This is a genomic window from Bradyrhizobium sp. B097 (assembly GCF_038957035.1).
Lineage (GTDB): Bacteria > Pseudomonadota > Alphaproteobacteria > Rhizobiales > Xanthobacteraceae > Bradyrhizobium.
In genome coordinates this window covers 8,120,589-8,143,362 of the sequence record NZ_CP152412.1, presented here as the reverse complement: position 1 = coordinate 8,143,362, position 22,774 = coordinate 8,120,589, and the positions used below count along the sequence as shown (strand labels likewise).

13 protein-coding genes and 2 pseudogenes are annotated in these 22,774 nt (G+C 60.7%); 5 read left to right on the top strand and 10 right to left on the bottom strand.

What is annotated here, in order from left to right:
• The first annotated feature begins 67 nt into the window (after positions 1-67).
• Positions 68-1,450 (top strand): tetratricopeptide repeat-containing glycosyltransferase family protein, encoded by a 1,383-nt coding sequence (locus AAFG07_RS37475; protein ID WP_342724632.1) that lies wholly within the window; start codon positions 68-70, stop codon positions 1,448-1,450.
• Between the two features lie 188 nt (positions 1,451-1,638).
• Here AAFG07_RS37475 and AAFG07_RS37470 read toward each other — a convergent pair whose 3' ends face one another.
• Positions 1,639-3,828: a tetratricopeptide repeat protein gene (locus AAFG07_RS37470; protein ID WP_342724631.1), complete on the bottom strand. Its 2,190-nt coding sequence runs from the start codon at positions 3,826-3,828 to the stop codon at positions 1,639-1,641.
• Positions 3,829-4,922: 1,094 nt separating this feature from the next.
• On the opposite strand from AAFG07_RS37470, the gene AAFG07_RS37465 reads away from it, so the two are divergent.
• A complete protein-coding gene (locus AAFG07_RS37465) occupies positions 4,923-6,167 on the top strand; it encodes an IS110 family transposase (RefSeq protein WP_342724630.1) in 1,245 nt (414 codons plus the stop codon).
• A 529-nt stretch (positions 6,168-6,696) separates the two neighbouring features.
• Positions 6,697-8,223: pseudogene (locus AAFG07_RS37460) on the top strand (ParB N-terminal domain-containing protein); the annotation flags it as partial.
• Between the two features lie 3 nt (positions 8,224-8,226).
• On the opposite strand, the gene istB reads toward AAFG07_RS37460, so the two are convergent.
• The 3 genes and pseudogenes from istB to AAFG07_RS37445 form a co-directional block, all read right to left on the bottom strand.
• Positions 8,227-9,090, bottom strand: a complete 864-nt coding sequence (gene istB, locus AAFG07_RS37455; RefSeq protein ID WP_176539598.1) for an IS21-like element helper ATPase IstB — start codon at positions 9,088-9,090, stop codon at positions 8,227-8,229.
• 8 nt (positions 9,091-9,098) lie between these two features.
• Positions 9,099-10,589 (bottom strand): annotated as a pseudogene (gene istA / locus AAFG07_RS37450) (IS21 family transposase); the annotation flags it as partial.
• A gap of 122 nt (positions 10,590-10,711) precedes the next feature.
• Entirely contained in the window at positions 10,712-11,566 is an 855-nt protein-coding gene (locus AAFG07_RS37445; protein WP_342724629.1) for a hypothetical protein, read from the bottom strand.
• 357 nt (positions 11,567-11,923) lie between these two features.
• Here AAFG07_RS37445 and AAFG07_RS37440 point away from each other — a divergent pair, with 357 nt between their 5' ends.
• Positions 11,924-15,064, top strand: a complete 3,141-nt coding sequence (locus tag AAFG07_RS37440; RefSeq protein ID WP_342724628.1) for an SIR2 family protein — start codon at positions 11,924-11,926, stop codon at positions 15,062-15,064.
• A gap of 312 nt (positions 15,065-15,376) precedes the next feature.
• On the opposite strand, the gene AAFG07_RS37435 is transcribed toward AAFG07_RS37440, so the two are convergent.
• From AAFG07_RS37435 to AAFG07_RS37415, 5 genes are read right to left on the bottom strand one after another with little or no spacing between them, the layout of a single operon-like run.
• Positions 15,377-16,240: an oxaloacetate decarboxylase gene (locus AAFG07_RS37435; RefSeq protein ID WP_342724627.1), complete on the bottom strand. Its 864-nt coding sequence runs from the start codon at positions 16,238-16,240 to the stop codon at positions 15,377-15,379.
• Positions 16,241-16,256: 16 nt separating this feature from the next.
• Positions 16,257-17,108, bottom strand: coding sequence for an ABC transporter permease (locus AAFG07_RS37430; protein ID WP_342729356.1), 852 nt, complete (start codon positions 17,106-17,108; stop codon positions 16,257-16,259).
• Positions 17,109-17,130: 22 nt separating this feature from the next.
• A complete protein-coding gene (locus AAFG07_RS37425; RefSeq protein WP_342724626.1) occupies positions 17,131-17,922 on the bottom strand; it encodes an ABC transporter ATP-binding protein in 792 nt (263 codons plus the stop codon).
• Positions 17,919-19,364, bottom strand: a complete 1,446-nt coding sequence (locus tag AAFG07_RS37420) for an MmgE/PrpD family protein (protein ID WP_342724625.1) — start codon at positions 19,362-19,364, stop codon at positions 17,919-17,921. The genes AAFG07_RS37425 and AAFG07_RS37420 overlap by 4 nt, the downstream gene beginning before the upstream one ends.
• A 35-nt stretch (positions 19,365-19,399) precedes the next feature.
• A complete protein-coding gene (locus AAFG07_RS37415; RefSeq protein ID WP_342724624.1) occupies positions 19,400-20,419 on the bottom strand; it encodes an ABC transporter substrate-binding protein in 1,020 nt (339 codons plus the stop codon).
• Positions 20,420-20,520: 101 nt separating this feature from the next.
• On the opposite strand from AAFG07_RS37415, the gene AAFG07_RS37410 reads away from it, so the two are divergent.
• Complete coding sequence (locus AAFG07_RS37410; RefSeq protein ID WP_342724623.1) at positions 20,521-21,450, top strand: LysR family transcriptional regulator; 930 nt, start codon at positions 20,521-20,523, stop codon at positions 21,448-21,450.
• Between the two features lie 118 nt (positions 21,451-21,568).
• Here AAFG07_RS37410 and AAFG07_RS37405 read toward each other — a convergent pair whose 3' ends face one another.
• Positions 21,569-22,747, bottom strand: a complete 1,179-nt coding sequence (locus tag AAFG07_RS37405) for a PrpF domain-containing protein (protein WP_342724622.1) — start codon at positions 22,745-22,747, stop codon at positions 21,569-21,571.
• Positions 22,748-22,774 lie beyond the last annotated feature (27 nt).

The window sequence follows — 22,774 nt, the reverse complement described above, 5'->3', positions numbered from 1 at the left end:
CCCCGGGTCGGGCTTGATGTTTCTGCTGAACTGAGCACTGGAGCAATCGCGCAACTATGTCGCCGCCATGAATACGGCCGAGGGTGTCACCGTCCATCCAAACGATTCTCAATGGGCCTTTGCGGAGGCATCGACCCTGCACGATGCCAGTCGATTTGCCGAAGCCGAGATCGTATTGCGTGATGCGATCACGCGCGACCCCTCCAACGTGCGGCTCAGGAACGCACGGGGTGTAACGTTTGCGGCGATGAACCGCTATCTCGACGCGGTTTGCTGTTATCGCGAAGCGCTCGCCTACGATGGAAGCATAACGGGCATATGGACCAATCTCGGCAACGCGCTCGCGCGGCTCAATCACTTGAACTCGGCAATCTATTGCCATCGTCGGGCGATCGCGCTTTCGCAAGGACGAGATCCACTCCTCTACCACAATCTTGGGACTTCGTTTGCCGAGGCGGGAGAGCATAGCGAGGCGGTGATTTCGTTCAGCAACGCGCTCAAATTGAATGAAGCTTATCATTCCGCTCGCTGGGACCGCGGGCTCAGTTATCTCCATCTCGGGAACTACGCGCAGGGCTGGCCCGATTATGAGATCCGCAAAGTGACGGGTCAGCTCCCCGCGCGCAAACTGCCGGGTTCTGAATGGGACGGCAAGCCATATGGTGGGAAGCGCCTCATACTGATTTGCGAGCAGGGCTTCGGGGATATGCTCTGGGTTGCCCGTTATCTTGCGCAGGTGAAGGCGCTTGGTGGTGAGCTTGTTATCGAGTGCAGGCCGGAGCTCATATCCCTCATTGCGCATTTGGGAGTGGCAGATCGCATCATTCCGCGGGGATCGTCTTTACCCCAAACCGACCTGCACTGTTATATCTGCAGCCTGCCGGGCTTCTTTACAAAGGACGTGGCGTCAATCCCCAATCGGACGTATCTTGCAGCGCCGTTCGACCGGCGTGACAGGTTCAAGGCCCTCATTCCCGCAACTGCTGGGCTTCTCAAGGTCGGGATCGTATGGTCGGGAAGTGTGACGTTTGGAAACAATCGCCGCCGTGCGCAACCTCTGCTCAGCTTCTTCCAAGCCTGTGCTTTGCCGGGTGTCCAGCTCTATAGCCTTCAGAAGGGCGAGCCGTCGGCCGAGCTTCATTCCCTTCCTCAGGGTTGGCCGATCATCGATCTCAGCCCTCATTTGAATGACTTTGCTGACACTGCTGCCGCAATCGAGCAACTCGATCTCGTTGTTATGACCGATAGCGCGGTTGCGCATTTGGCCGGCGCTCTCGGTAAGCCGGTCTGGGTGCTCCTCGGCAGGAACGCGCATTGGCTGTGGCTAACGCACCGCACCGATAGTCCGTGGTACCCTTCCATGCGCCTCTTCAGGCCTAGGGCGGGAGGTGATTGGGATCATGTGTTCGACAAAGTGTCGGCCGAATTGATGTCTCTTGCCAGGCTCTAGCCTTGACTGAATGCCGATGTGATCGACGACCGGTCCCTCAATGAGGTGTGAGATAGAGAATTATGGATTGTCCGCGCCGATCAGCTCGACCCGATGAAGCGCGGCGACACGAACTGAATCTGTCATTGCCTTCGGGAAACTCTTGGGTAGCGTCTTCGTGACCGAAAAGAGCACCTATCCGGTCGGCCTCAAAGGCAGGTGCCGGCGGTATCTGAGACGTTCGACGTGCCACAAGGAACGCGCTTGGAAAGCTGCTCGACCTTCTGCCTGATGAGCGTCTGTGCGGCGATGTCGAAGACGTTCTTCGGTGGAAACTGCAAGGCGCGCCTGAAATCAGAAGCGGCCTTCGCGGGATCATTGCTGGCCTCATAGGCTCTGCCGCGCGCGATGTAGCCCTCAGCGGATTCCCGCTTTCCGATCGCCTGGTCGAAATCGACCAGCGCCTTCTGGTAATCGTGCATGTCGAGCAGAATCAGTCCCCGGACCATGAACAGATCCGGATCGTCGGCGCGGACAGCCGATACTGCCTCGACGTCCGCCATCGCATTCTTCAGGTCCTTCATTTGCAGCAACGCTCTTGCGTGGAGCAGCCTGGCGCCGGTGTTGTCGGGCGCCTTTGCGACAACCTGATTGAAAGCGATGATAGCCCTGTCGGGTTGGCCGGACGTGAGCATGGCTATTCCACGCCCAAGGAGAGCGATTTGGTTGTTGGGATCGCGTTCGAGCGCCGCATTAAGATCGGCAATTCCTTCCGCTGCACTGCCCCGCATCAGCAACGCAAGACCTCTGGCCGCGCGAGCCTGTTCATTCCGTTGATTCAGGACCAGTGCCTGATCGAAATCGACCAGCGATTTACCGAAGGCACCCATCGCAACACGGGTTTGCCCTCGTTGCGAGTACAGGAAGCTGTCTTTGGGATTGATGGTGATTGCTCGATCGAAATCGGCCAGCGCCTCGGGATATTTGTGAAGCTGGCGCTCGACCAATCCGCGGTACAGGTAAACGGCAGGAATCCGCGGATCAAGCGCGATCGCCTGGTCGATGTCCTGCACTCCTGCTTCCACCTGTTTCATGGAAGCGAGGATCCAACCATGCATGGACAAAACCAACGCATCTTTCGGACTGATCCGGAGCAGTTCGTCCAGGTCGGCCCGCGCCTCGGGCGCGTGATTGAGACCGATCTGGCCGACGACCCGCAACATCAGGGCCGCTTTGTTATGCGGATCTATCGCGAGAGCTCGGCTCGCCGTGTCGCTTGCCTCGCCAAATTTGCCCTGATCGAGCAGTTGCTTTCCCTGGGCGATCAAAGCCGGCAGGTTCAGCCCCGCAGGCTTGCCCTGGCCGGTCAAGTCTTGAACGCTCGAATCTGCCGCCGCGCTGGTGCCCGGCGTCCTGAGGTCGATGACGGAACTGGCGGCGTGGTCGCTCGGCGGCCTGCTTTGCGATCTGCCGATTTCCGATTGCATCGCTTCCGCCGATCGGATCGACTGACGCGCCTCTCCATTATTGGAATCAACCTCCAGAACCGCATGGAAGTCGGCGAGAGCCTTCTCGTAGTCACCTTTCGCGACATAAAGCCGACCGCGCGCGAGAAGGTTCGAAACGTCCTTTCTGTTTCCCTGCGCGATTGCGCGGGTAAAGTCCGCGATGCCGTGGTCGAGGTCACCCATGCGCCGATAGATCTGCCCTCGCCAATAGTACGCATAGGAATAATTGACATTTATCGCGATAGCGGTGTTCAGCTCGGCGAGGGCCTTATCCAGTTCGCCGGTCTCGAGATAGACCCTCCCCCGGCCGGCGTGTGCCGGAGCGGAACTTTGCATGATGTGCAGAGCCGCCTCGAAATCCTTCCCTGCTTCCGACCAATTCCGCTGGTCCAGGCTCAGATTGCCGCGCGAGACGTAGCCTCGGGCAAACTTGGGATCGATGCCGATCGCGCCGTCGAAATCCAGTCGCGCAGCGTCCAGCTCCTTTTTCCGCTCGTGAGCGAGACCTCGCTCGAGCAATGCTGGCGCCGAGCGGGGGTCTATCTTCAACGCAGCATCGGCGTCCGACAAGGCTCGGTCCACCTGTGCATTGTTCAACAACGCATGGGCGCGGTTCACATAGGCTCGGACATGATCCGAGGCCGGGCGCGTCGCATCATCCAGTATCAGCGTGCATGCGCGCTCGGTCATATCGGTCGGTCGCGTGCCGCAGTCGTCCCATTCCGCCGCGGCCGCCAGACCTGGCACTCCGAGGCTCAGGGCGAGGACAGTGGCCAGCTGGGGCAAGCCGAAATGCTTTGCGATAGGCTGAGCGACCGTCAAGCCAACATGGCCCGGGTATCGGCGACGCGTAACTGCTGCAGCGCCGTTAGTTCCGATCGCATCAATCATCGTAGTAGCCCGTGAGTTGAGGTGGGTGTCAGTTGTATACCGACCACAACTACAAGCTATTTCAATAGGGATGCTAAAACTTTAGCGATCTTCGCTGCAGGCCGTGTCTTTGGAGGGCTCGCGGCTGTCTGGTCCGCTGGTAAAGCGCGATGCGCCTGCAATGTGGACCGGATTCGGTTTTTGATTCCGCTCGCGACATTCCGAAGAGTTCGGCGACGTCGAAACTGCCAAGCTCAGGGGTCGGACCCATTTTGGCGATATGATCCGTCACCTTAAGGAGCATCCGGAGATCCGGGCTATTCTGCTCCAGTCAGGAAGGATTGCCGGATATTTCAGCGGCGAAGAAGCCGATGGTGAAACAGAATTCGGCTTAAGACAACGGCGCATCGTTCGCTGCGACAGACGGGAAGTGGGCTCGTTGGGGTTGGGCGCATCCGCTGGTCGCGGACCGGGCTCTCGTGAACCGCGCCGCGGAGCGTCTCGGCCATACGGCTACGGTCCCTCGCGCAAGTACAGAGAGATAATGTGTCGCTCGCCGGAGGCACTCGCCCGCGGGCCCCGCCGTCATTGCATGCCGGCGTCGCTATCGCTGTCCCGCGCTCGGGGGCCTTGTTAACCGGTCTCGCGACTGCAGTCGCCTCGGTGCCCGCGGTCATTGCATAACCGCGTCGCTATCACTGCTCTGTCGGCGGCTGCCTCATCGTCGAGAGCTAAGGGACTCCGTCCCTCGCGCGCGCCAGGGTGAAGCGCCGGCTTGGGCCGGCGCCGACCCGAGCGGTCTCCCCGGTCTTCCGCGCTTTCTCACCTGCCGATTTTGGACGACGTAGCACGCGCTTGTGCAGACCCGCTCTTTGAGCGGCCCTGATCGGGCGGGCGATCCCTGTTCCAATCAGGATGCTCCTCACGGGGCTATCGTCGGCCTACGGGCTGATTCGTCGGGAGCCACCTGGTGATCCTGCGCCGTGAGCGCCTAGAGGGGACGAGTGCCCCGGCGGATTAGCTGCGGTCGACGCCCCGTGGGGAGTTGCGCCTTTGAGCGCCAGAACAGGGCCGGCGAGGATCGCAGCTGCCCGACCACGCAGAAAGGAAGGGGAATGATGGAAGACATAGCTGCATACGTCGGCATCGATTGGGCATCGGCGACGCACTACGCTTACGCTTTGGATGCCCATGGAGCGAAGCTCGGCCATCGCTCATTTAGACATAGCGGGGAAGGTTTGGCTGAACTGGCAGGCTGGGTTCAGCAAACGACGGGTGCCGAACCAGGTCGTATCGCGATTGGCATTGAGGTCCCGCACGGACCCGTCGTCGAAAGCCTAATGGATTCTGGCTTTCTCGTTTATGCGTTGAATCCAAAGCAGCTCGATCGCTTTCGAGATCGATTCACGATAGCGGGCGCAAAAGATGATCGGCTCGATGCGTTTGTGCTCGCTGATGCTCTGCGGACGGATCGGCGTTTCTATCGTTTCCTGGAGCCGGTACATCCGACGATCATTCAGTTGCGCGAGTGGTCACGCATGACGGAAGATTTGTCCGCCGAACGCAATCGCCTGGCCAACCGCTTTCGTCATCAACTGTGGCGGTATTTTCCACAGATGCTTGAGTTGGCAGAAGATTGGTCGAAGCAGTGGATTTTGGATCTCTGGGATCTGATCCCGACACCGGCAAGGGCACGAACGGTGAGGGCGTCGACGATCGAAAGGCACCTCAAGGAGAGCAGGGTGAAGAGGTGGACTGCGGACACTCTGCTCACCCATCTTCGCAGCACACCGATATCGGTGGCCGCCGGCGTTACGGAGGCCTGCGTGGCCCATTGTCAGCTTATTTTGGGCCGTCTGCGGTTGGTGATGCACCAGATGAAGCAAGCCATGAAGGAGCTCGAACGCCTGTGTTCGGCGGTGGCCGAGCTTCCGTCAGCGACAGGTATCGCGCCCCAGGCCGATCCCCAGATCTTGCGCTCGATGCCTGGAATCGGAACGATTGTCCTCGCTGCACTTCTGTCCGAGGGGCGTGATGCGATCGTTCACCGAGACGCTCAGGCGCTTCGGGGATTATCGGGCGTCGCGCCCGTCACACGACGCAGCGGTAAGCAAATGGTCGTGGTCATGAGGCAGTCTTGCCCGCACCGTCTGAGGACCGCTGTCTATCATTGGGCGCGCGTTGCGGTGCTGCATGACTTCCAAACGCGCAATCGATATGCCGCCTTGCGCAAGCGTGGGCATTCCCATGCTCGCGCGCTCCGGTCTATCGGCAGCAGGTTGATTGGCGTTGCTTGTGCCATGCTCAGAACCGGTGAACTCTTCGACAACAACCGAATTCCGCAGTCCGCAGCGGCCTGATCCTGGCGTCGGCGCGACGCGAAGCTTCCAAATTGCGAAGCGTCGCGACGACGACAGGCCCGGATGTAACCAGTCGTTCTTCATATCAGCGACGATGACACTTGTGAGTGTTGTCGCCGTGCCGGCGTTGTTGTGCGTGTCGCTGTGCTCCCGCGGCGAAGACTTAGGGCTCCGCCCTCAGCGCGCTTCGGAGTGCCTTCCGCCCAGCTTCGGTCGCTGCTCACTAACGCTAAAGGCGACAATTATCCCGCTCCCTGCAGCCGGTTCCCCGCGAAGGCACTCGCTCCGCTTGCACACCCGCTGCTCGCCGCGAGGCAGGGCTTCGAGCGCGATGTTGCGCTCTTCACCCTGCCCAAAAGGCGAGAACGGGAAGCTGCGAATGGTCGGTCGAGCTTGCGAGAAATGCTCTTGCAAAAGGTGGGGAGTCCCCTCCGCTCAGGTCGCCCTGGCACTTGCTACCCCCGGTCTCGCCGACGGGCAGGGGCGCAGGCGCGGAGTGCGCCTTGCACCCATGGAAGCAAAAGGAAGAATGATCATGTCGGCCAAATCGATTGGAATACCTGACGGAACGGAGGTTCGCATTCCGCTCGGCAAGCTCAAGAAGTCACCGAAGAATGCCCGCAAGACGCCGCACAGCGATGCGGCGATCGAGGCCCTGGCGGCGAGTATCGCCGTCAAAGGCATCCTGCAGAATCTGGTCGTCGAGCCGGAGGTCGATGGTGAAGGGGCGGCGACGGGGTTCTTCTGCGTGACCATCGGCGAGGGCAGGCGGCTGGCCCAGCTGCTGCGGGTAGAGCGCAAGGAGATCAGGAAAAGCGAGCCGATCCGCTGCATCGTCGACACCGCGAACGACCCCCACGAAATCAGCCTGGACGAGAATGTCACCCGGGAGAACATGCATCCGGCCGACCAGTTCGAGGCGTTCAGGAAGCAGGCGGACGAGCGCGGGCTCGGCGCGGAGGAGATCGCGGCACGCTTCGGCGTGACAGCGCATGTGGTGCGGCAACGGCTCCGATTGGGTGCGGTTTCGCCAAAATTGGTGCAGCTCTATCGTGATGGCGATCTGACGCTTGAGCAGCTGATGGCCTTTGCCATCACGGATGATCATGCCCGGCAGGAAGCCCTGTATGAGCGCCTGCCCTTTGACCCGGATGCCTCGACCATCCGCCGTCTGCTCACCGAAACCCATGTCGCCGCCACGGATCGCCGGGCGCGCTTTGTCGGCCTCGAGGCCTACACGGAGGCGGGCGGCACGGTGTTGCGCGACCTCTTCACAGATGATCGCGGCGGCTATCTGGAAGATGTGGCGCTGCTCGATCTCTTGGTGACGGCAAGGCTCAATCGCGAGGCGGACGCCTTGCGGGCGGCCGAAGGATGGAGGTGGACGGAAGCCCATCTCGACTTCCCGCATGCCCACGGCATGCGGCGCGTCTACCCGCATCCAGTCGAGCTGTCGGCGGAGGATCAAGCCGCGCGTCAGTCCGTTCAGACCGAGTTCGACCGGTTGACTGAGCAGCACCAGACGGCCGAGGAACTGCCTGATGAGGTGGACGCGCGGTTCGGCCAGCTGGAGGCCAAAATCGAGCGGCTGGAAGCGAAACGGCAGGCCTACGACGCTGAAGATGTTGCCTGCGGCGGCGCGTTCCTGAGCCTCAATCACGACGGCAGCGTGCGGATCGAACGGGGCTTTATCCGCCCCGGAGACGAGAAGCCCGAGGCTGGAACCGGGCCGGACAGCGATGCCGAGGGGCGGGATGGCGAGGACCGGGGAGGCGAGGAAGCCGCGCCGGACGGTGAGGACGACGAGGGCGCTAGCGACGAGGAGGACGAGGACCAGAAGCTGTCCGACGCGCTCGTCCGCGACCTCACTGCGCACCGAACCTTGGGGCTGCGGCTCAATCTGAGTGAGCAGCCTGACGTTGCCATCGTAGCGGTGACCCACGCGCTCGCCGCCCAAATCTTCTATGTCGGGGCGGCCGCGCATGTGGTCGGCATCCAGCCGGTGAAGATCGATCTCGCCGCGCACGCGGACGGGATCGAGGACACGCAGGCCGGAATGTCAATCGGCGTTCAAATTTGACCCCTCATCGGCGTCCAATTTTGACCCCTTTGCGCGGCGGGCTTTGCTGGTAGCGCTCGTCTCGTCGGAGCTGGCCGGGATAGCGGAGGCGAGACGAGCGCGGGTGGCGTGATCGTCGTCTCGGCTCTTGAACCGCCAGCTGTCGTTGCCGGTCTCGACAATGTCGCAGTGATGGGTCAACCGGTCGAGCAGCGCGGTGGTCATTTTGGCGTCGCCGAACACGCTCGGCCATTCGCCGAAGGCGAGATTGGTGGTCACGATGACAGAGGCGCGCTCATAGAGCCGGCTGACGAGGTGGAAGAGAAGCTGGCCACCGGACTGGGCGAAGGGCAAATAGCCGAGTTCATCCAGCACGATGAAGTCCATCCGGGTCAGATGCTCGGCGAGCCGTCCTTGCCGTCCGTTGCGGGTCTCGGTCTCGAGGCGATTGACGAGGTCGACTACGTTGAAGAAGCGGCCGCGAGCTCCGGATCGGATGCAGCTTCTGGCGATGGCAATGGCCAGGTGGGTCTTGCCTGTGCCGGTGCCGCCAACCAGCACGACGTTGCGTTGTTGGGCGATGAAGCCGCCGCCAGCGAGATCATTGACGAGAGTCTGATTGATCGGCGTGCCGTCGAACTGGAAGTCGGCAATGTCCTTGGCAAGCGGCAGCTTGGCAATGGTGAGCTGGTATTTGATCGACCTGGCTTGCTTCTCGTTGATCTCGGCGTTGAGCAGGTCGCCGACAATGCGCTGAGGTTCGTGCTGGCGTTTGACGGCAGTTGCCATGATCTCGTCGAAGGCAGCCTTCATGCCGTAGAGCTTGAGTTCGCCCATGAGGTCGAAGATTTGGGTTCGTTCCATTAGATGGTCCTCCGGAGGTTGTCGTAGCGGGCACAATCGGCGATCGGCGCATGACGGAGCGTCAGTGCGGCCGGCGTCATGATGTTGGCCGGTGGGGCGGGTTCACGTTGACGGGCCAGGATATTGAGCACGACATCGGCGGAATGGACGCTGTGACTGAGCGCTTCGGCACAGGCTGCTTCCACCGCGGGCAGACCGTCAGTCAGCACCGCGTTGAGGATGTCGACCATCTGCCGATTGCCATCGTCGGTGCTGGCAAGCTTGCGCCGGATCCGCTCGATCGCGGCCGGCAGCACCCAGTCTTTGAAGGGAGCACCGTTGCGCAAGGCGCCGGGTTTGCGGGCGAGCACCGGCACATAATGCCAGGGGTCGTAGACGGTATCGCCGCGGCCAAAGGATCGCGGGTGCTCGGCAACGATGCGTCCATCCTGACGGATCACAATGCGATCGGCATAGGCTTGAACCTCGACCGGTCGTCCGACTGCGCTGGCTGCGACCGAGTATTTGTTATTGTCGAAGCGCACCAGGCAGGTCTTGGAGACCGATGCCGTCACCGCATGGAAGCCGTCGAAGCGGCCGGCATAAGGAACGAGTTTGGGGCGTTCGGCTTCGAACACTTCCCAGATCGTCTGATCGACCAGTTCCGGATGGCGATGAGCCTTGGCGTAGGCGATGCATTTGTCGAGCAGCCAGGCGTTTAACTCGTCGAGGTTTTTGAACCGCAGCCGCGGCGTGAAGAAGCGTTCCCTGACTAGCCCGACCTGGTTCTCGACCTGGCCCTTCTCCCAGCCCGACGCTGGCGTGCAGGCGACCGGATCGACCAGATAGTGGCTGCACATCTGCAGGAAGCGGCGATTGTAGAGACGCCCTTTACCGACGAAGATCGTCTCTACGGCGGTCTTCATGTTGTCGTAGATGCCGCGGGTGCAGGTGCCTTTGAACAGGGCGAACGCCCGGTCGTGGGCGTCGAACACCATCTCCTGCGTCTCCCGCGGATAGGCCCGCACGAACAGCATGCGGCTGTGACAGAGCCGGACATGGGCGGCCTTCACCATCACCGTGGTGCCGCTCAGCAAGACCACCTCGTGGCTCCAGTCGAACTGGTAGGCTTCGCCGGGGGCAAAGCACAGCGGGACATAAGCGGCCGCGGTCGATTGCCCGCGTTCTTTGCTCCACCGCCTGGCGTAACGCCGCACGGCATCGTAACCGCCGTCGTAGCCGCCCCCGCGCAGCTCTTCGAAGATCCGGATCAGCGTCAGCTGTTCACGAGCCGGTTTGGTCGCGTTCGCCGCCAGCAGCCTATCGAGCTCCGATGCCCACCGCCCCAGCTTTGGCCGCGGCTGCACCTGCCGCTCGTACTCGAAGGAGGTCTCTCCGGACCTCAGCACCTTCCGGACCGTGTTCCGCGACACCTTCAGGTCGCGGGCGATCTCCTTGATCGTCTTGCCCTTGATGAAGTGCTCGCGCCGAATCCGCGCAATCGTCTCCACGACCAGCATCCCCGACCACCTGCTTCATTCCAAAGCAGGCAGCGCAACAGACCAACCTACAGGGGGTCAATTTTGGACGCCGATCCCCCGGCTTAGGGGGTCAATATTGCAGGCCGAATGACACCATGCGGCTACCTCTTTCGTTTCGCGAGCGCGTCGATCGCCTTGCTGAACATTTCGGGTCCTTGCCAGAAGGCCAACGTGAGCCCGTAAATCGTGAAAGCGGAATAGCCGGCACCACCCAAAACGAGCGAGATAACGCCCGCAATGACGATGCGAGAGCCTTTAACGGTTGAAAGCTGGTCAGCTATCCGCGAGAGGACCTTAAGAACCTTTTCTCCCGCCTCTTGAATCGCTGAAGGAGTCTTTTCGTCTTCGATGGTTTCGAGGTCCGCCGCAATCTTGTGTAGTGAAGCAACGATCTCTGCAGCCGAATTGATGCGCAGCGATTGGAGCGCATCGGCGGATTCCTGTATCCGTGTAGCCAACTCGTGGCGCGTTTCGCGCGTGGATATTCTATTCGCGGGAAGACCAGAGGCAGGAGTAAGCTGGGTTGCTTGAAGAGCGCTGTTGATGGCTTCGATGAGTGCTTCCCGTGTCCTCTGCTCAACCTCGTCGTCAGTTCCCTTATTGAGATAGGTGACGAACCGAAAATCCTTATGGTCGAAGGCCAGTGGATGACCAACCTGCGCCAGCAATACAGTGGGAAGCCCGGTCGAATGCCGCACTCCAAGTTCATAAAATCCGTTCGAAGTGAGCTCAGTGAGGTCAGCTATGACCAAATCGGCAGTTAGAACATCGTTCAAGAGCTCTTCACTAATTGAACCGTGCACGGATTCAGAGTGAAATCGAATGACCTCAAATTCAGGAAAATCTATGCGAAAAACCGGCGCGACAAGTGCGTTATAGGCGGCTTCAGCGGCACTGTGCGTCGGAGCATTTCCTGGACCAAAAGTAGATATGTATAGGCAGCGCTTTGTGGCCATAAGTCTCCTAGCAAAAAGCCCCGGTTGGTTACGGGGCATTTTGGGCGCCTGGGGGTGGGGGAGGATGCGCAGAACCTCGTTAGCGTAGCGCCTATTTGAGCAGCGGCACAAGATGACCCAGCGCGAGAAGCACATACAGAGGAATAGCGATGAAGAACGTAGTCGCGTTTGGCGCCGTCATGATCTTGGCCTTTGTCGTACCGATGGTGGCCTGGGTCGCGAGGTTCGCTGACAGCTTCTAGGCACCCACTGGAAAGCCGGGTGTTAGCCCAATTTAGGGCTTGCAATGGCCCCTTGCACAACTACGAAGGGAATAAGGGCTCAAATCAATGGAGCCTTTTATTGTTGGGGGCTTCCATGGGGAAAAAACCGGCCGCGCCGCTCGTCAAGATTCCGGACGTGCTTGTTGAGGCTGTCAAAAGCAAGCGGGTTATTCCCTTCCTAGGAGCAGGTGCCTCGAAGGAATCCCGTAATTCTACCGGCAAGATGCCACCTGATGCCGACCAGCTCAGGGACGTCCTGGCTCAGAAGTTCTTCGGCAAGCTTATCCCAAACAGGGACGTAATGGCCGTGTCCGACATGGCGATCTCGTCGGCGGGGGGGACTGGTCTAGTCTACGATGCGGTGCGGCAAGCCTTCGACGGCTACCCGCCGTCTCAGGCGCACATGGCTCTCAGCGCCTTCAACTGGCGCATGATCGCGACCACCAACTACGACACCCTTGTCGAGCAAGCCTACAGCAGCTCGTCAAAGCGCATGCAGTCCCTCGTGCGGTTCATAAAGGACGATGAGCCTGTCGAGGAGCGGATGCAGGCGGTCCCTAATCCCGTGGCATATTTGAAACTGCATGGCTGTCTCGATCATGTCTACGACCGCGACGTGCCTCTCGTCCTGGCCAAGGAGCAGTACGCAACGTATTCGGCCAACCGTACCCACCTGTTCGAAAGGCTGAGGCAGCTCGCCCGAGAGTCGACGTTGCTCTTTATCGGCTATCGGCTTGATGATCCCCACATCCGGGAACTGATTTACAAGCTGGAGACCAACCGACGACCGCGCTGGTACATCGTCACGCCCGATGCTGAGGACTACGATATCAATTACTGGGCCTCGAAGAACATCGAGGTTATCAAGGCGCGGTTCGGGGAGTTCATGCAATCGCTCGATGCGGCCATCCCGCCGCTCTGGCGATCCCTGGCCGTCAGTGATGCGGTATCTGAGTTGCCGCTTCGCAAGTTCTACGTCCAGCGAACCGAGGAATCCCACAAGGTCAAGCTGGCGCTGCAGAACGACCTTACCCACGTCCATGCCGGCATGTCATCTGCACCGCAGACCGCGGAACGATTTTACTCGGGGTATGACACCGGCTGGGGCAGCATTGTCCAGAGATTCGACGCTCGCAGAAAGATCGAAGACGACCTCCTTTTCACGATCCTGCTCGAAAATGAGAACCTGAAGGGACCTTTTCTGGTCGTCGCGCGCGGGCCTGGCGGTGCGGGTAAATCGATTGTTCTCAAGCGAACCGCATTCGAGGCCGCCACTGCTTCAAACGCGCTCGTACTGTGGCTGAAGGAGGATGGCGCCCTCCGGCCGGAGGTGTTCGCAGAAATCTACGAGCTGACCAACGCGACGATGTACCTGTTCGTCGACCAGCTCGCGCTTCACGTCGACAAGGTTCTGGCGCTCCACAAACACGCCCAGCAAAAGCAAATCCCGTTGGTCATCGTCGGCGCCGAGAGAGATTCCGATTGGAACACGTACTGTGGTGCTCTTGAGGATCTGGAGCCGGTTGAAAAGCGGGTCGGCAACCTGTCCGCCGACGAAACAGTCTCGCTGCTCGATTTGCTCGAAAAGCACTCCTGCTTGGGACTGCTGAAGGAGAAGAACTACGAGGAGCGTATCGAAGCGTTCATGGGCCGCGCCGATAGGCAGCTCTTAGTGGCTTTGCATGAACTGACGCAAGGCAAACCCTTCGAGGAGATTGTCTTCTCCGAGCACCAGAACGTGAACCCGGAACAAGCTCGCCAGCTTTACCTCGATATCGCGACCATGCACCAATTCGGGGTGAACATCAGGGCCGGTACAATTTCACGTATCTCGGGCATCGATTTCGAGGACTACAAGAACAACTTCTTCCACCCCCTCGAAAACATCGTACGGGTCACAACCGATAGCTATTCGGGCGACTATGTATACCGGACCCGCCATTCTCGCGTTGCCCAGCTCGTGTTTAGGCAGGTGTGTCCTACTGACGAAGCGAAATCGCGCCAGTTCATCAGGATTCTGGACGGCATCGATGTCGGATATTCCTCCGACCGCCGTGCCTTGGAGGAGATGACGAAGGGACGTGGTCTGGCCGAAAACTTCAACAAGCCAGATGAAGTTCGAGGAATCTACGAAGCCGCAATCAAAGCAGCCCCCACTCAGGCCTTCCTGCATCAGCAGTGGGCGGTGTTCGAGCTGAACCATCCGCACGGATCGATTGCCGACGCAGAGCTGCACGCCGCGGACGCCCACGACCTCGACCCCAAGAACAAGAGTATCGTTCACACCCAGGCCGAAATCGATCGCCGAAGAGCGAACGACGAACCCTCGGTCATTTTAAAGGAATCCCTCCGCAGGCGGGTGAGGGCGCGGCTAGCTGAACTGCCGCAGAACGACAGGTTCACTGTGTCGAGCCGGTGCAAGCTGCTGGTGGACGAGGTCGAGGACATTGGGCGGGCCCTGGCGGAGGACGCCAAACCCCACGACGCCATCTTCTTCGCGGAGAAGGTGAAGGACGCGGAGACCGCACTTATCAAAGCCCAGCAAGAGTTTCCTGACGACTCTGACATCATCCAAGTCGAGGCCCGTCTCAGGAGTGAGCTGGACCAGAAGGACAAGGCATTGTGGGCGCTCGAAAGGGCGTGGGCAGCCGGTCCCCGTGGTTCCGGCCTGGCCATCCGTGTGGCTCGAATCTATCAGGCTAGAAAGCGGGACGTCGACGCCGAAAAAATACTAAAGGAAGCGTTGACCCGGAATTCAGACGACAAGCAAGCACACCAGATGCTCGCCCTGCATTACCTGCGTCAGCCAAACTTCGACGCTGATCTCGTCGAGCAACATTTGAGGAACAGCTTTTCGGCCGGTGATGCGAACTACGAAGAGCGTTACGTCCTGGGCGAGTTCTTGTTTTATCGCGGGCAGCCGCTGCGGGCGTCGGAGCTGTTCGATTACATCAACTCGAAGGCGCCGCCGAGCTTCAGAAGAGTCGCACCCCGCAAGGAATCTGCCGTGACCGCTTTGCTCGGCCGCTATTCGGGAACGGTTGAGGGGATGAAGCCGCAATTCTTCTTCATCCGGTCGGGAAGCTATCCAAGCAGCATCTTCGCGCACAACTCGCTTGTGGAGCCTGACGTGCTGTCGGAGTTGTCGGTTGGGTCGGACGTGAACTTCAGGATCAGGTTCAACCGGAGTGGACCCTGTGCGGTCGACCTGAAGCTTGGCCGGTCGACTAAGTAGGATTGGCCGTAGGATGAAACCTCGTTGGTCGACTCAAGGATCTGGCTGATGCTGCGACCAGCGCAACAGAGCTGAAAGGCCCTCCTGAGGGCTGAAAGGACCGTTTCGATGCTCGTCATCGGCACAAGCCGTTGAACCCGCAGCAGATGCGAACGCCCTCCGAGCGCACCACAAACCCGCATGTGCCGTCGAGTTTTCTTCGTTGCGCATTTTTGGCAATCACCGCGGCAGGCGCGATGTGTGTGCTTGTTGTGCCCAAGCCATTTCTGGGCACACGCTAGACCGAAGCGTTCTGCCGGTCGAGTTAACGGATCAATCGCGATATCTTTGCTCGAGCTTGTCCCACGCATCCTTGGCGACCGATCGTTGGCGCTCCTCGAACGTTGCCAACAGGCCAGACCCGTTTTCCAGGCTGCCGTCTTGCTTCAAGATCGAGAGGATCTGGCTTGAAGCGCGCAATGCCGCCTGTAAGACGGCATTTGCATATAGGACGATGCCAAAACCCATTTGCGCAAATGCGGCGCGTCCGGGATCCGGTGTTCGTCCACCGTGGACGATATTCGCAACCTGCGGAACGGGCACTTCGCGGGCGATCCGCTCGAGTTCGGCGAGGGATAGTGGCGCCTCCACGAACGTCACATCGGCGCCCGCTTCCGCAAAGCGCTGCGCTCTTTCGATCGCGCGATCGAGACCCTCGCCCGCGCGGGCGTCTGTTCTGGCGATGATCTGCAAGTCCTGATCGCCGCGGCTGTCCACCGCGGCCTTTATCTTCTGGACCATCTGGTCCAGAGGAATGACATCCTTTCCGGTAAAATGCCCGCATCGCTTCGGAAAGACCTGGTCTTCGATCTGAATCCCCGCGGCTCCGGCGCGTTCGAGCACACGGACGGTGCGAACCATGTTGACCGGGTTGCCGAAACCGGTGTCGGCATCGACGATCACTGGGACCGAGACCGTATCTGCCATCGCCGCAACTGCGGTCGCGACTTCCGTCAAGGTCGTTAGTCCGATGTCCGGCGCGCCCAAATGCATGTTGGCAATCCCGGCGCCGGTCGCATAGATCGCAGGAAATCCGAGGTCTTCGGCGACCCTCGCAAACAGCGCATTGGCGACGCCGGGGACCGTAAGCCCCTCCCGCTTAGCCATCATCTGCTTCAGTCGTATCGTGTTACGCATCCTTAATGCTCCGTCTTCAATGCTGCATTCCCCAGCGGTCAATGGTGCTCCGCTCGATCGCGCGAAAGAGGATCAGTTCGACGAGCAGGCCGACGATGATAACCGCAAGCAGACCCGCGAAGACGCTCGGCGTCTCCAGCGAGTTCTTGCTCTGCAAGATATACCAGCCAAGCCCACCATCGCCGGAGGCAACGCCGAACACCATCTCCGCCGCGATCAGGGTGCGCCAGGCAAACGCCCAGCCGATCTTCAATCCGGACAGCACGCTCGGCAAAGCCGCCGGCAGGATGACCTTGCCGATAAGGGAGAGCCCGGAAAGCCCGCAATTCCGTCCCACCATGCGCAGCGTCCTGGATACGCCGCGAAAGCCGGCGTTGGTATTGAGCGCAACGGCCCACAACACCGAGTGAATCAGCACGAACACAATGCTCGATACGCCAAGACCGAACCAAATCAGCGCAAGCGGAAATAGGGCGATTGCCGGCAGTGGGTTGAACATGGACGTCAGCGTGGTCAGCAGGTCATTGCCGAAGCGCGAGGTGATCGCTGCGACGGCAAGCATGGCCGCAAGTGCTACTCCCGCGATGTAACCGATCAGCAATGTCTGCAGCGAAGCAAGGACATGACGGGTCAACTCGCCGGTCGAAAGACCGGACCAGAGTGCTTCTAGCGTCTCGCCGAGGGTCGGAAAGAGCAGGGGATTGTTGAGCCAGCGTCCGTACAATTCCCACGCCAGCGCCAACATCAGGATGACCGCGCCACGCCGCGTTCCGTCGATATTGTAGAGTCGCTCCCAGACGGAAAGGCTTCGTTCAGAAACGACGGTGACGTCGGGAACTTCACGTATGACGTCACGCCGCTCCGGCATCGTCGACGCGTTCCTCTTCATGCTAGTCGACCTCCGCTTTTCGGTCTTCGGAGAACAGCAGACGGTGGATTTTCTCCGACTTCTTCAATCCGTTTGACGGATCGACATCATCCTTGCCGTCACCGCCAAGCTCGGCCTTGACGCGGCCCGGATGCGGCGAGAGCAACAGGATTCGGTTGCCAAGCTTGATGGCTTCGCTGATCGAATGCGTGACGAAGATGATCGTCGTTTTGGTTTGCCGGCATAGCAGCAAGAGATCGTCCTGCATCTGCGCGCGCGTCAGCGCGTCGAGCGCGGCGAACGGCTCATCCATCAGCAGAATCTCCGGTTCGACTGCCATGCCGCGGGCGATGGCGACACGCGCCTTCATGCCGCCGGACAGCGCGTGAGGGAAGGCATCGGCAAATTTTGACAAGCCAACCCGGCCGACAAAATCGCGCGCCTTCTTGATCGCAAGCTTCCGCGACATGCCGACGCCGTTTGTCAGCGCAAAGGCGACATTCTGCGCTACCGTCAACCAGGGAAATAGCTGGTCGAATTCCTGGAAAACTATCATCCTGTCCGGGCCGGGCTTGACGATCTCCCGTCCGGCCAATCGGATGCTGCCTTCGGTGGGATGCAGATATCCGCCGATGGCCTTCAAAAGGGTCGACTTGCCGCAGCCGGAGGGGCCAAGCAGCACGTAGCGGTCTCCGGCAAAAACCTCGAAACTCACGCGGAATGTTGCGGTCACCTGGCTCCGCTCGGTCTTGTACTGAAGCGTCAGCCCTTTGACCTCGAGGAGGGCTGACTGGCCGGTGAGCGCTGGTGTCATCGACGTGCTTCAGCCGGTTGCTTCGACACTGGCACCATCGTCGTCGGAAAGGCGGCTGCGAGGATGTCGTTGATGGCTGTGACATTCGCAAGCTTCTCGAGGATCGCGCAGGAATCGAGCAGGTTCCTTCCAACGTTCGGCGCCAGAAGCCCGGCGATGTTGGCGTTGAACTTGCGTTCAATATCTCCCCACTTGACCGGATTCTCCGGACTGCCGCGCCGGTGCAGGATTTCGCGTGCGAATGAACGCCCGTCGGTGGTCCGCACGCGGACGCGCGCGGCATGGCGGAGGGCCGGGCCGCTCGCCTCGAGCTCTGCATCCTCCTCGATCTTGATCTTCGACATGAAGTCCAGGAGCTGCTGGCTCGCGATATCCGCCTCGCCGTAATCTGCCGCGGTCACGTCTTTCTTGTGCGCCATGACGCTGAGGCCGTAATACATGTTCATCTGGGCGGCCGTGACGCCGGCGGGCCGGTACGGCCAGGCCGTGTGCACGAAGGTCATGTGGCCGCATCCGACATGAACCTCCGCAATATCCGCCGCCTCCAGCTTCTCCTCGGTCAGGATCGACCGCATCGCGTCGAGCGCAGCGTGAATGCTGGTCACGTTGGGATACATCTTGAAGCCGACCTTGCCGGCTTCCCAGTCCTCTCCAATTCCCTCCAGCAAGCGCGAAGGGTTTGGTGTGCGTGAGAACGAGCTGAGGAATCCGCCATAGCCGGCTTCGACGACGTCGGATATCCCTGTAAAACTCCGTTTGGCGAGGAGCGCAGCGAGAAGACCGCCTTGCGCCGCGCGGCCGGTATGGAGGCGCTTCACCATGGCGCCTTCCTGCGCCGCCATCAGGCCGGCAGCCATCGATCCGGCAATGCCGAGCGCGTTCTGCATCTGCTCGGGATCGAGGCGCAGCATTTTTCCGGCGGTCGCCGCCGCGACGAAAGTCCCTGACGTGCCCTGCGGATGGAAACCGTTCAGAAACAGCGACATCGTCGCGGCATTGCCGACGCGCAGGCCGACCTCGTAGCCGACCACCAGAGCCGTGGCGATATCCCGTCCGGTGACAGTGGGATCGGCTTCGGCCAACGCCAGCGCGATCGGCACGGCCAGCGAATTGGGATGAAGGATGGATTCCTTGTGGATGTCATCCATCTCGAAGGCGTGGCCGGCGGTGCTGTTGACCAGCACCGCATTCGTCGTCGAGGTACGATGCCCGCTTCCCCAGATCGAGGCGAGCGGATTGCCTCCTTCCTCGCGCGCCAATTCGCAGACCTTTTGCGTCCAGGGCAGGGTCGCGCCATGCAGGCACACGCCGAGCCCGTCGATCAGGCTAAGCTTGATGCGTTCGATCACCTCGGTTGGGATGTCGGTGAATCCGGTTGTGGCGGCGAAGCTCGCGAGTGCGCGCGTGGCGTGAGGCGGAAGGGAGGGCTGTGAGCTGCTCATGAGGATCTTTCCTTGAGGATGCGTTCCGGACCGGTTCAGCTTCCGGCCAAACCATGGCTTTCCGGATAGAAGAATTGCTTCCAATCGGTGACGTCCTGGCGGATCAGGCCGATGCTCTTCATGAAGGAGGCCCAGCGGGCGATGCCAGAAGGAGCGATCGAAAAATGGGTGTCCTTGTCCGAGAGGATACGAAGCATCATTTCCTTCGGCACCCTGGTTGCGGAGGCCTCATTGTAGAGGTCGGCGGCCGACTGCGGATCAGTGGCGATCAGGTGATTGGCTTCATCCAGCGCTTCGACATAGGCCTTGCACAGCGTCGGATTGGAGTCATGGAAGCGTTTCGGCGAAGCCGACATCACCAGCGTCATGTCGCCCAGGATGTCGGCCGAGTTTGCGACGCGCCGGATATTGGGATTGTCGAGTTCCATCAACGAGAACGGGGGTGAGGCGACATGGGCATTGATTTCCGTCTTGCCGCTCAGCATCGCTGCCGTCGCATCGGGGTAGGGGATTGCGACGGTGAATTTATCCAGCTGTGCATAATTGGCGGGACCCAATTCGTGAGCGACCATCATCTGCAGGATCCCGGCCGGTAGCGAACTCCTCACGCCGGCGACCGCGATCCTGTCTCCAGAGCCGAAGTCGGCCAGCGTTTTGATCTTCGGATTGATCGTGTTCAGATACATCGGCGTCGAACTGATGCCGCTGAGGCCGGCAATCTCGGCCGAGGGATTGCCGAGCGCCTTGGACCAAAGGATCAGAAAGCCGGGCGTGCCGACGGCCGCCACATCCAACGTGCCCGACAGTAAGGCATCATTGATCACGTTCCCGCCGTCGAGGACCCGCCAGGTGACTTTGACGTCGCCGAGTCCGAGCGCGCGGGCGTGCTTTTCGATCAGCGCATTCCTCTGCATCACCATCTGCGGCAGATAGAGGACGCTGTAGCCTCGCGACACGCGGATTTCACCCGCCTCCGCCGCGTGGCCTATTGTCGTTGACGCCATGGTGATGCTCAGAGCGAGCGAGGCGGCCAGTGCACGCAGCGCGATCTTCATGGGTCCTCCCGGATTCTTGTGGTTGGTCCGGTTAAAGCTTGCGGCCCCTCCTATGTCCAATATATTCAGGGGCAGGGTCCGATACGTTTTGGATATCGCCGATGGAGCTGCGCCATCTTCGTTATTTCGTCGCCACCGCGGAGGAGTTGCACTTCACGCGCGCGGCGCAACGCCTTGGCATCGCGCAACCGCCGCTGACCCAGCAGATCAAGGCGCTGGAAGCCGAGTTGGGACTGAAGCTGTTTCATCGCCTGCCCGGCCGCGTCGAATTGACGGATGCGGGCCGCGTATTCTTCGAGGATGCGCAGCGTATCCTTGACGGAGTCGGCCGCGCCGTGGCGCGAAGCCAGTCAAGCGCCAAGGGCATGGTCGGACGGCTCGGGATCGGATTCACGGAGTCCGCTTCGTTCAGCACGCTGGTAACGTCGTCCCTCCGGCGCTATCGGCATGACTTTCCGAACGTGGAATTGTCATTCGAGGAGGCCCGTACCGCGCAATTGGCGGAGCTGCTGCGGCAGGGACGCATCGATGTGGCCTTTGTCCGGCCGCCGGTGACACGAGGGAACGATCTCACCTTCCGGCCGCTCCACAGCGAGCGAATGGTAGTTGCCGTTCCCAAGCGTCATCGCCTTGCGGGACGAAGATCGCTCCGGCTGATCGAGCTGAAGGGCGAAGAGTTCATCCTCTATCCACGCGCGACGCGCCTCGGTCTTTCAGACATGATCCTGACGGCCTGCGAGAGAGCCGGTTTTAGTCCGCTGATTGCCCAGCGTGCGCCTCAGATATCCTCGACGATCAATTTCGTTGCCGCGTCGCTCGGCATCACCATCGTGCCCGAGTGCATGATGACGAGCCGGTCCGACGCCGTAAGCTATGTGCACTTGAGTTCACCTCGTCTCTGTGCCGACCTTGGCGTTGCTCACCGCAGCAACGAGGGCTCGTCGGTGGTCACGGGTTTCATCGACAGAATACCCAGTGGCTCGACTTCGGCAGTAACGTTCGGAAGCCACATGCAGGAGCACGGCGTCTAGCGTGTAATGTCTTAGCTTCACTCGTAGCAAGTCACTGCGAGCTCATATGGCCTTCGATATGCCGATCGGAGGCCCGGCCATTCTACTGCTGCGTCTTTGCGAAATGCGCGCAGCTTTGTCATGGGCTGTCCGCGACAACGTCTCGCGGCACATAGACCAGGCCGTCCATGATGCGGCGTGCCGTGCGGCTGAAACCGAGCGCCTCGAAGGCGACGCCCCCGGGGACGTTGGCTGGCTTTGCCGACACATTGACCGTCATCACCCCGAGCGGATGTCCAATGCGCAGCCGATCGGACAGCGCGGCCATTTCTCCAACTGTGCGATTGACGATGGAGCCCGGAATCCGTGATGCCGCGGCGGTGCACATCGATCCCGTGCCGGCCATGCTCTCGTGGCAACGATTGTACCAGACCATACGTGCACGAAGGTCGGTCGTTGCCACCTCGACGGCTTGCCCCCGCAGGTTGGTGTAGTGCGCGGGTGGGGCAACGATCATCATCAATGGCAGCGCCGGCGACTGCTGGTCGACCTCGCGCCAGTCATTGCAGAAGCCGATCTTCTCGGCCGCCTTGCCGCGAATTTCCTTGAGCCGGTCGATCAGGTCGGCGTCGGACGCGAAGCGCTCCGGCAGTTCGCTGCCATCGAGGTCGATCGCTGACGCTTCCACGAACACGGCCGGATTGGCGACGTCGCAGATCGTCACCTCCAGCCGGGCACCGGTCTCCAGCTCGATCTCGTCGACCGCCCGGCCGGTCGGCAGCATCCTGCCGGTCTTGGCGCCGATTGTGCCGCTGTAGTCCATCCGGATCTCGGCGCCGGTCCCCGGGACGCCATCGATCGCGAAGTCGCCGGTGACCCTGGCGCGACCGCCGGCGACCGGGACATGCGCGACGAGGGTCTTTCCGGTGTTGGTGTTGTGGATACGCACCCGCGTCACCGGCTCGGAGATTTCTACGAGGCCGGAATCGATTGCGAACGGCCCGACACCGGCGGAGATGTTGCCGCAGTTGGAGCTGTACATCACGAGGTCGCGGTCGAGCACCACCTGGGCGTAGGTGTAGTCGATGTCGGCATCAGGCCGCGCCGACTGCTTGATGATCGCCATCTTCGAGGTGATCAAGCGCGAGCCGCCGAGCCCGTCGATCTGGAGAATATCGGGCGTTCCCATGATCCGCTTGAGTAGGCGATCGCGCGCTGCGCCGGGCGGCGGAATGTCGTGCTCGAGCAGATAGACGCCCTTGCTGGTGCCGCCGCGCAGGATGGTGCAGCGTATCGCGACCTGGTCGGGCTCTGTCATGCGGGTTCATCCTGCTCCACGCGGCAG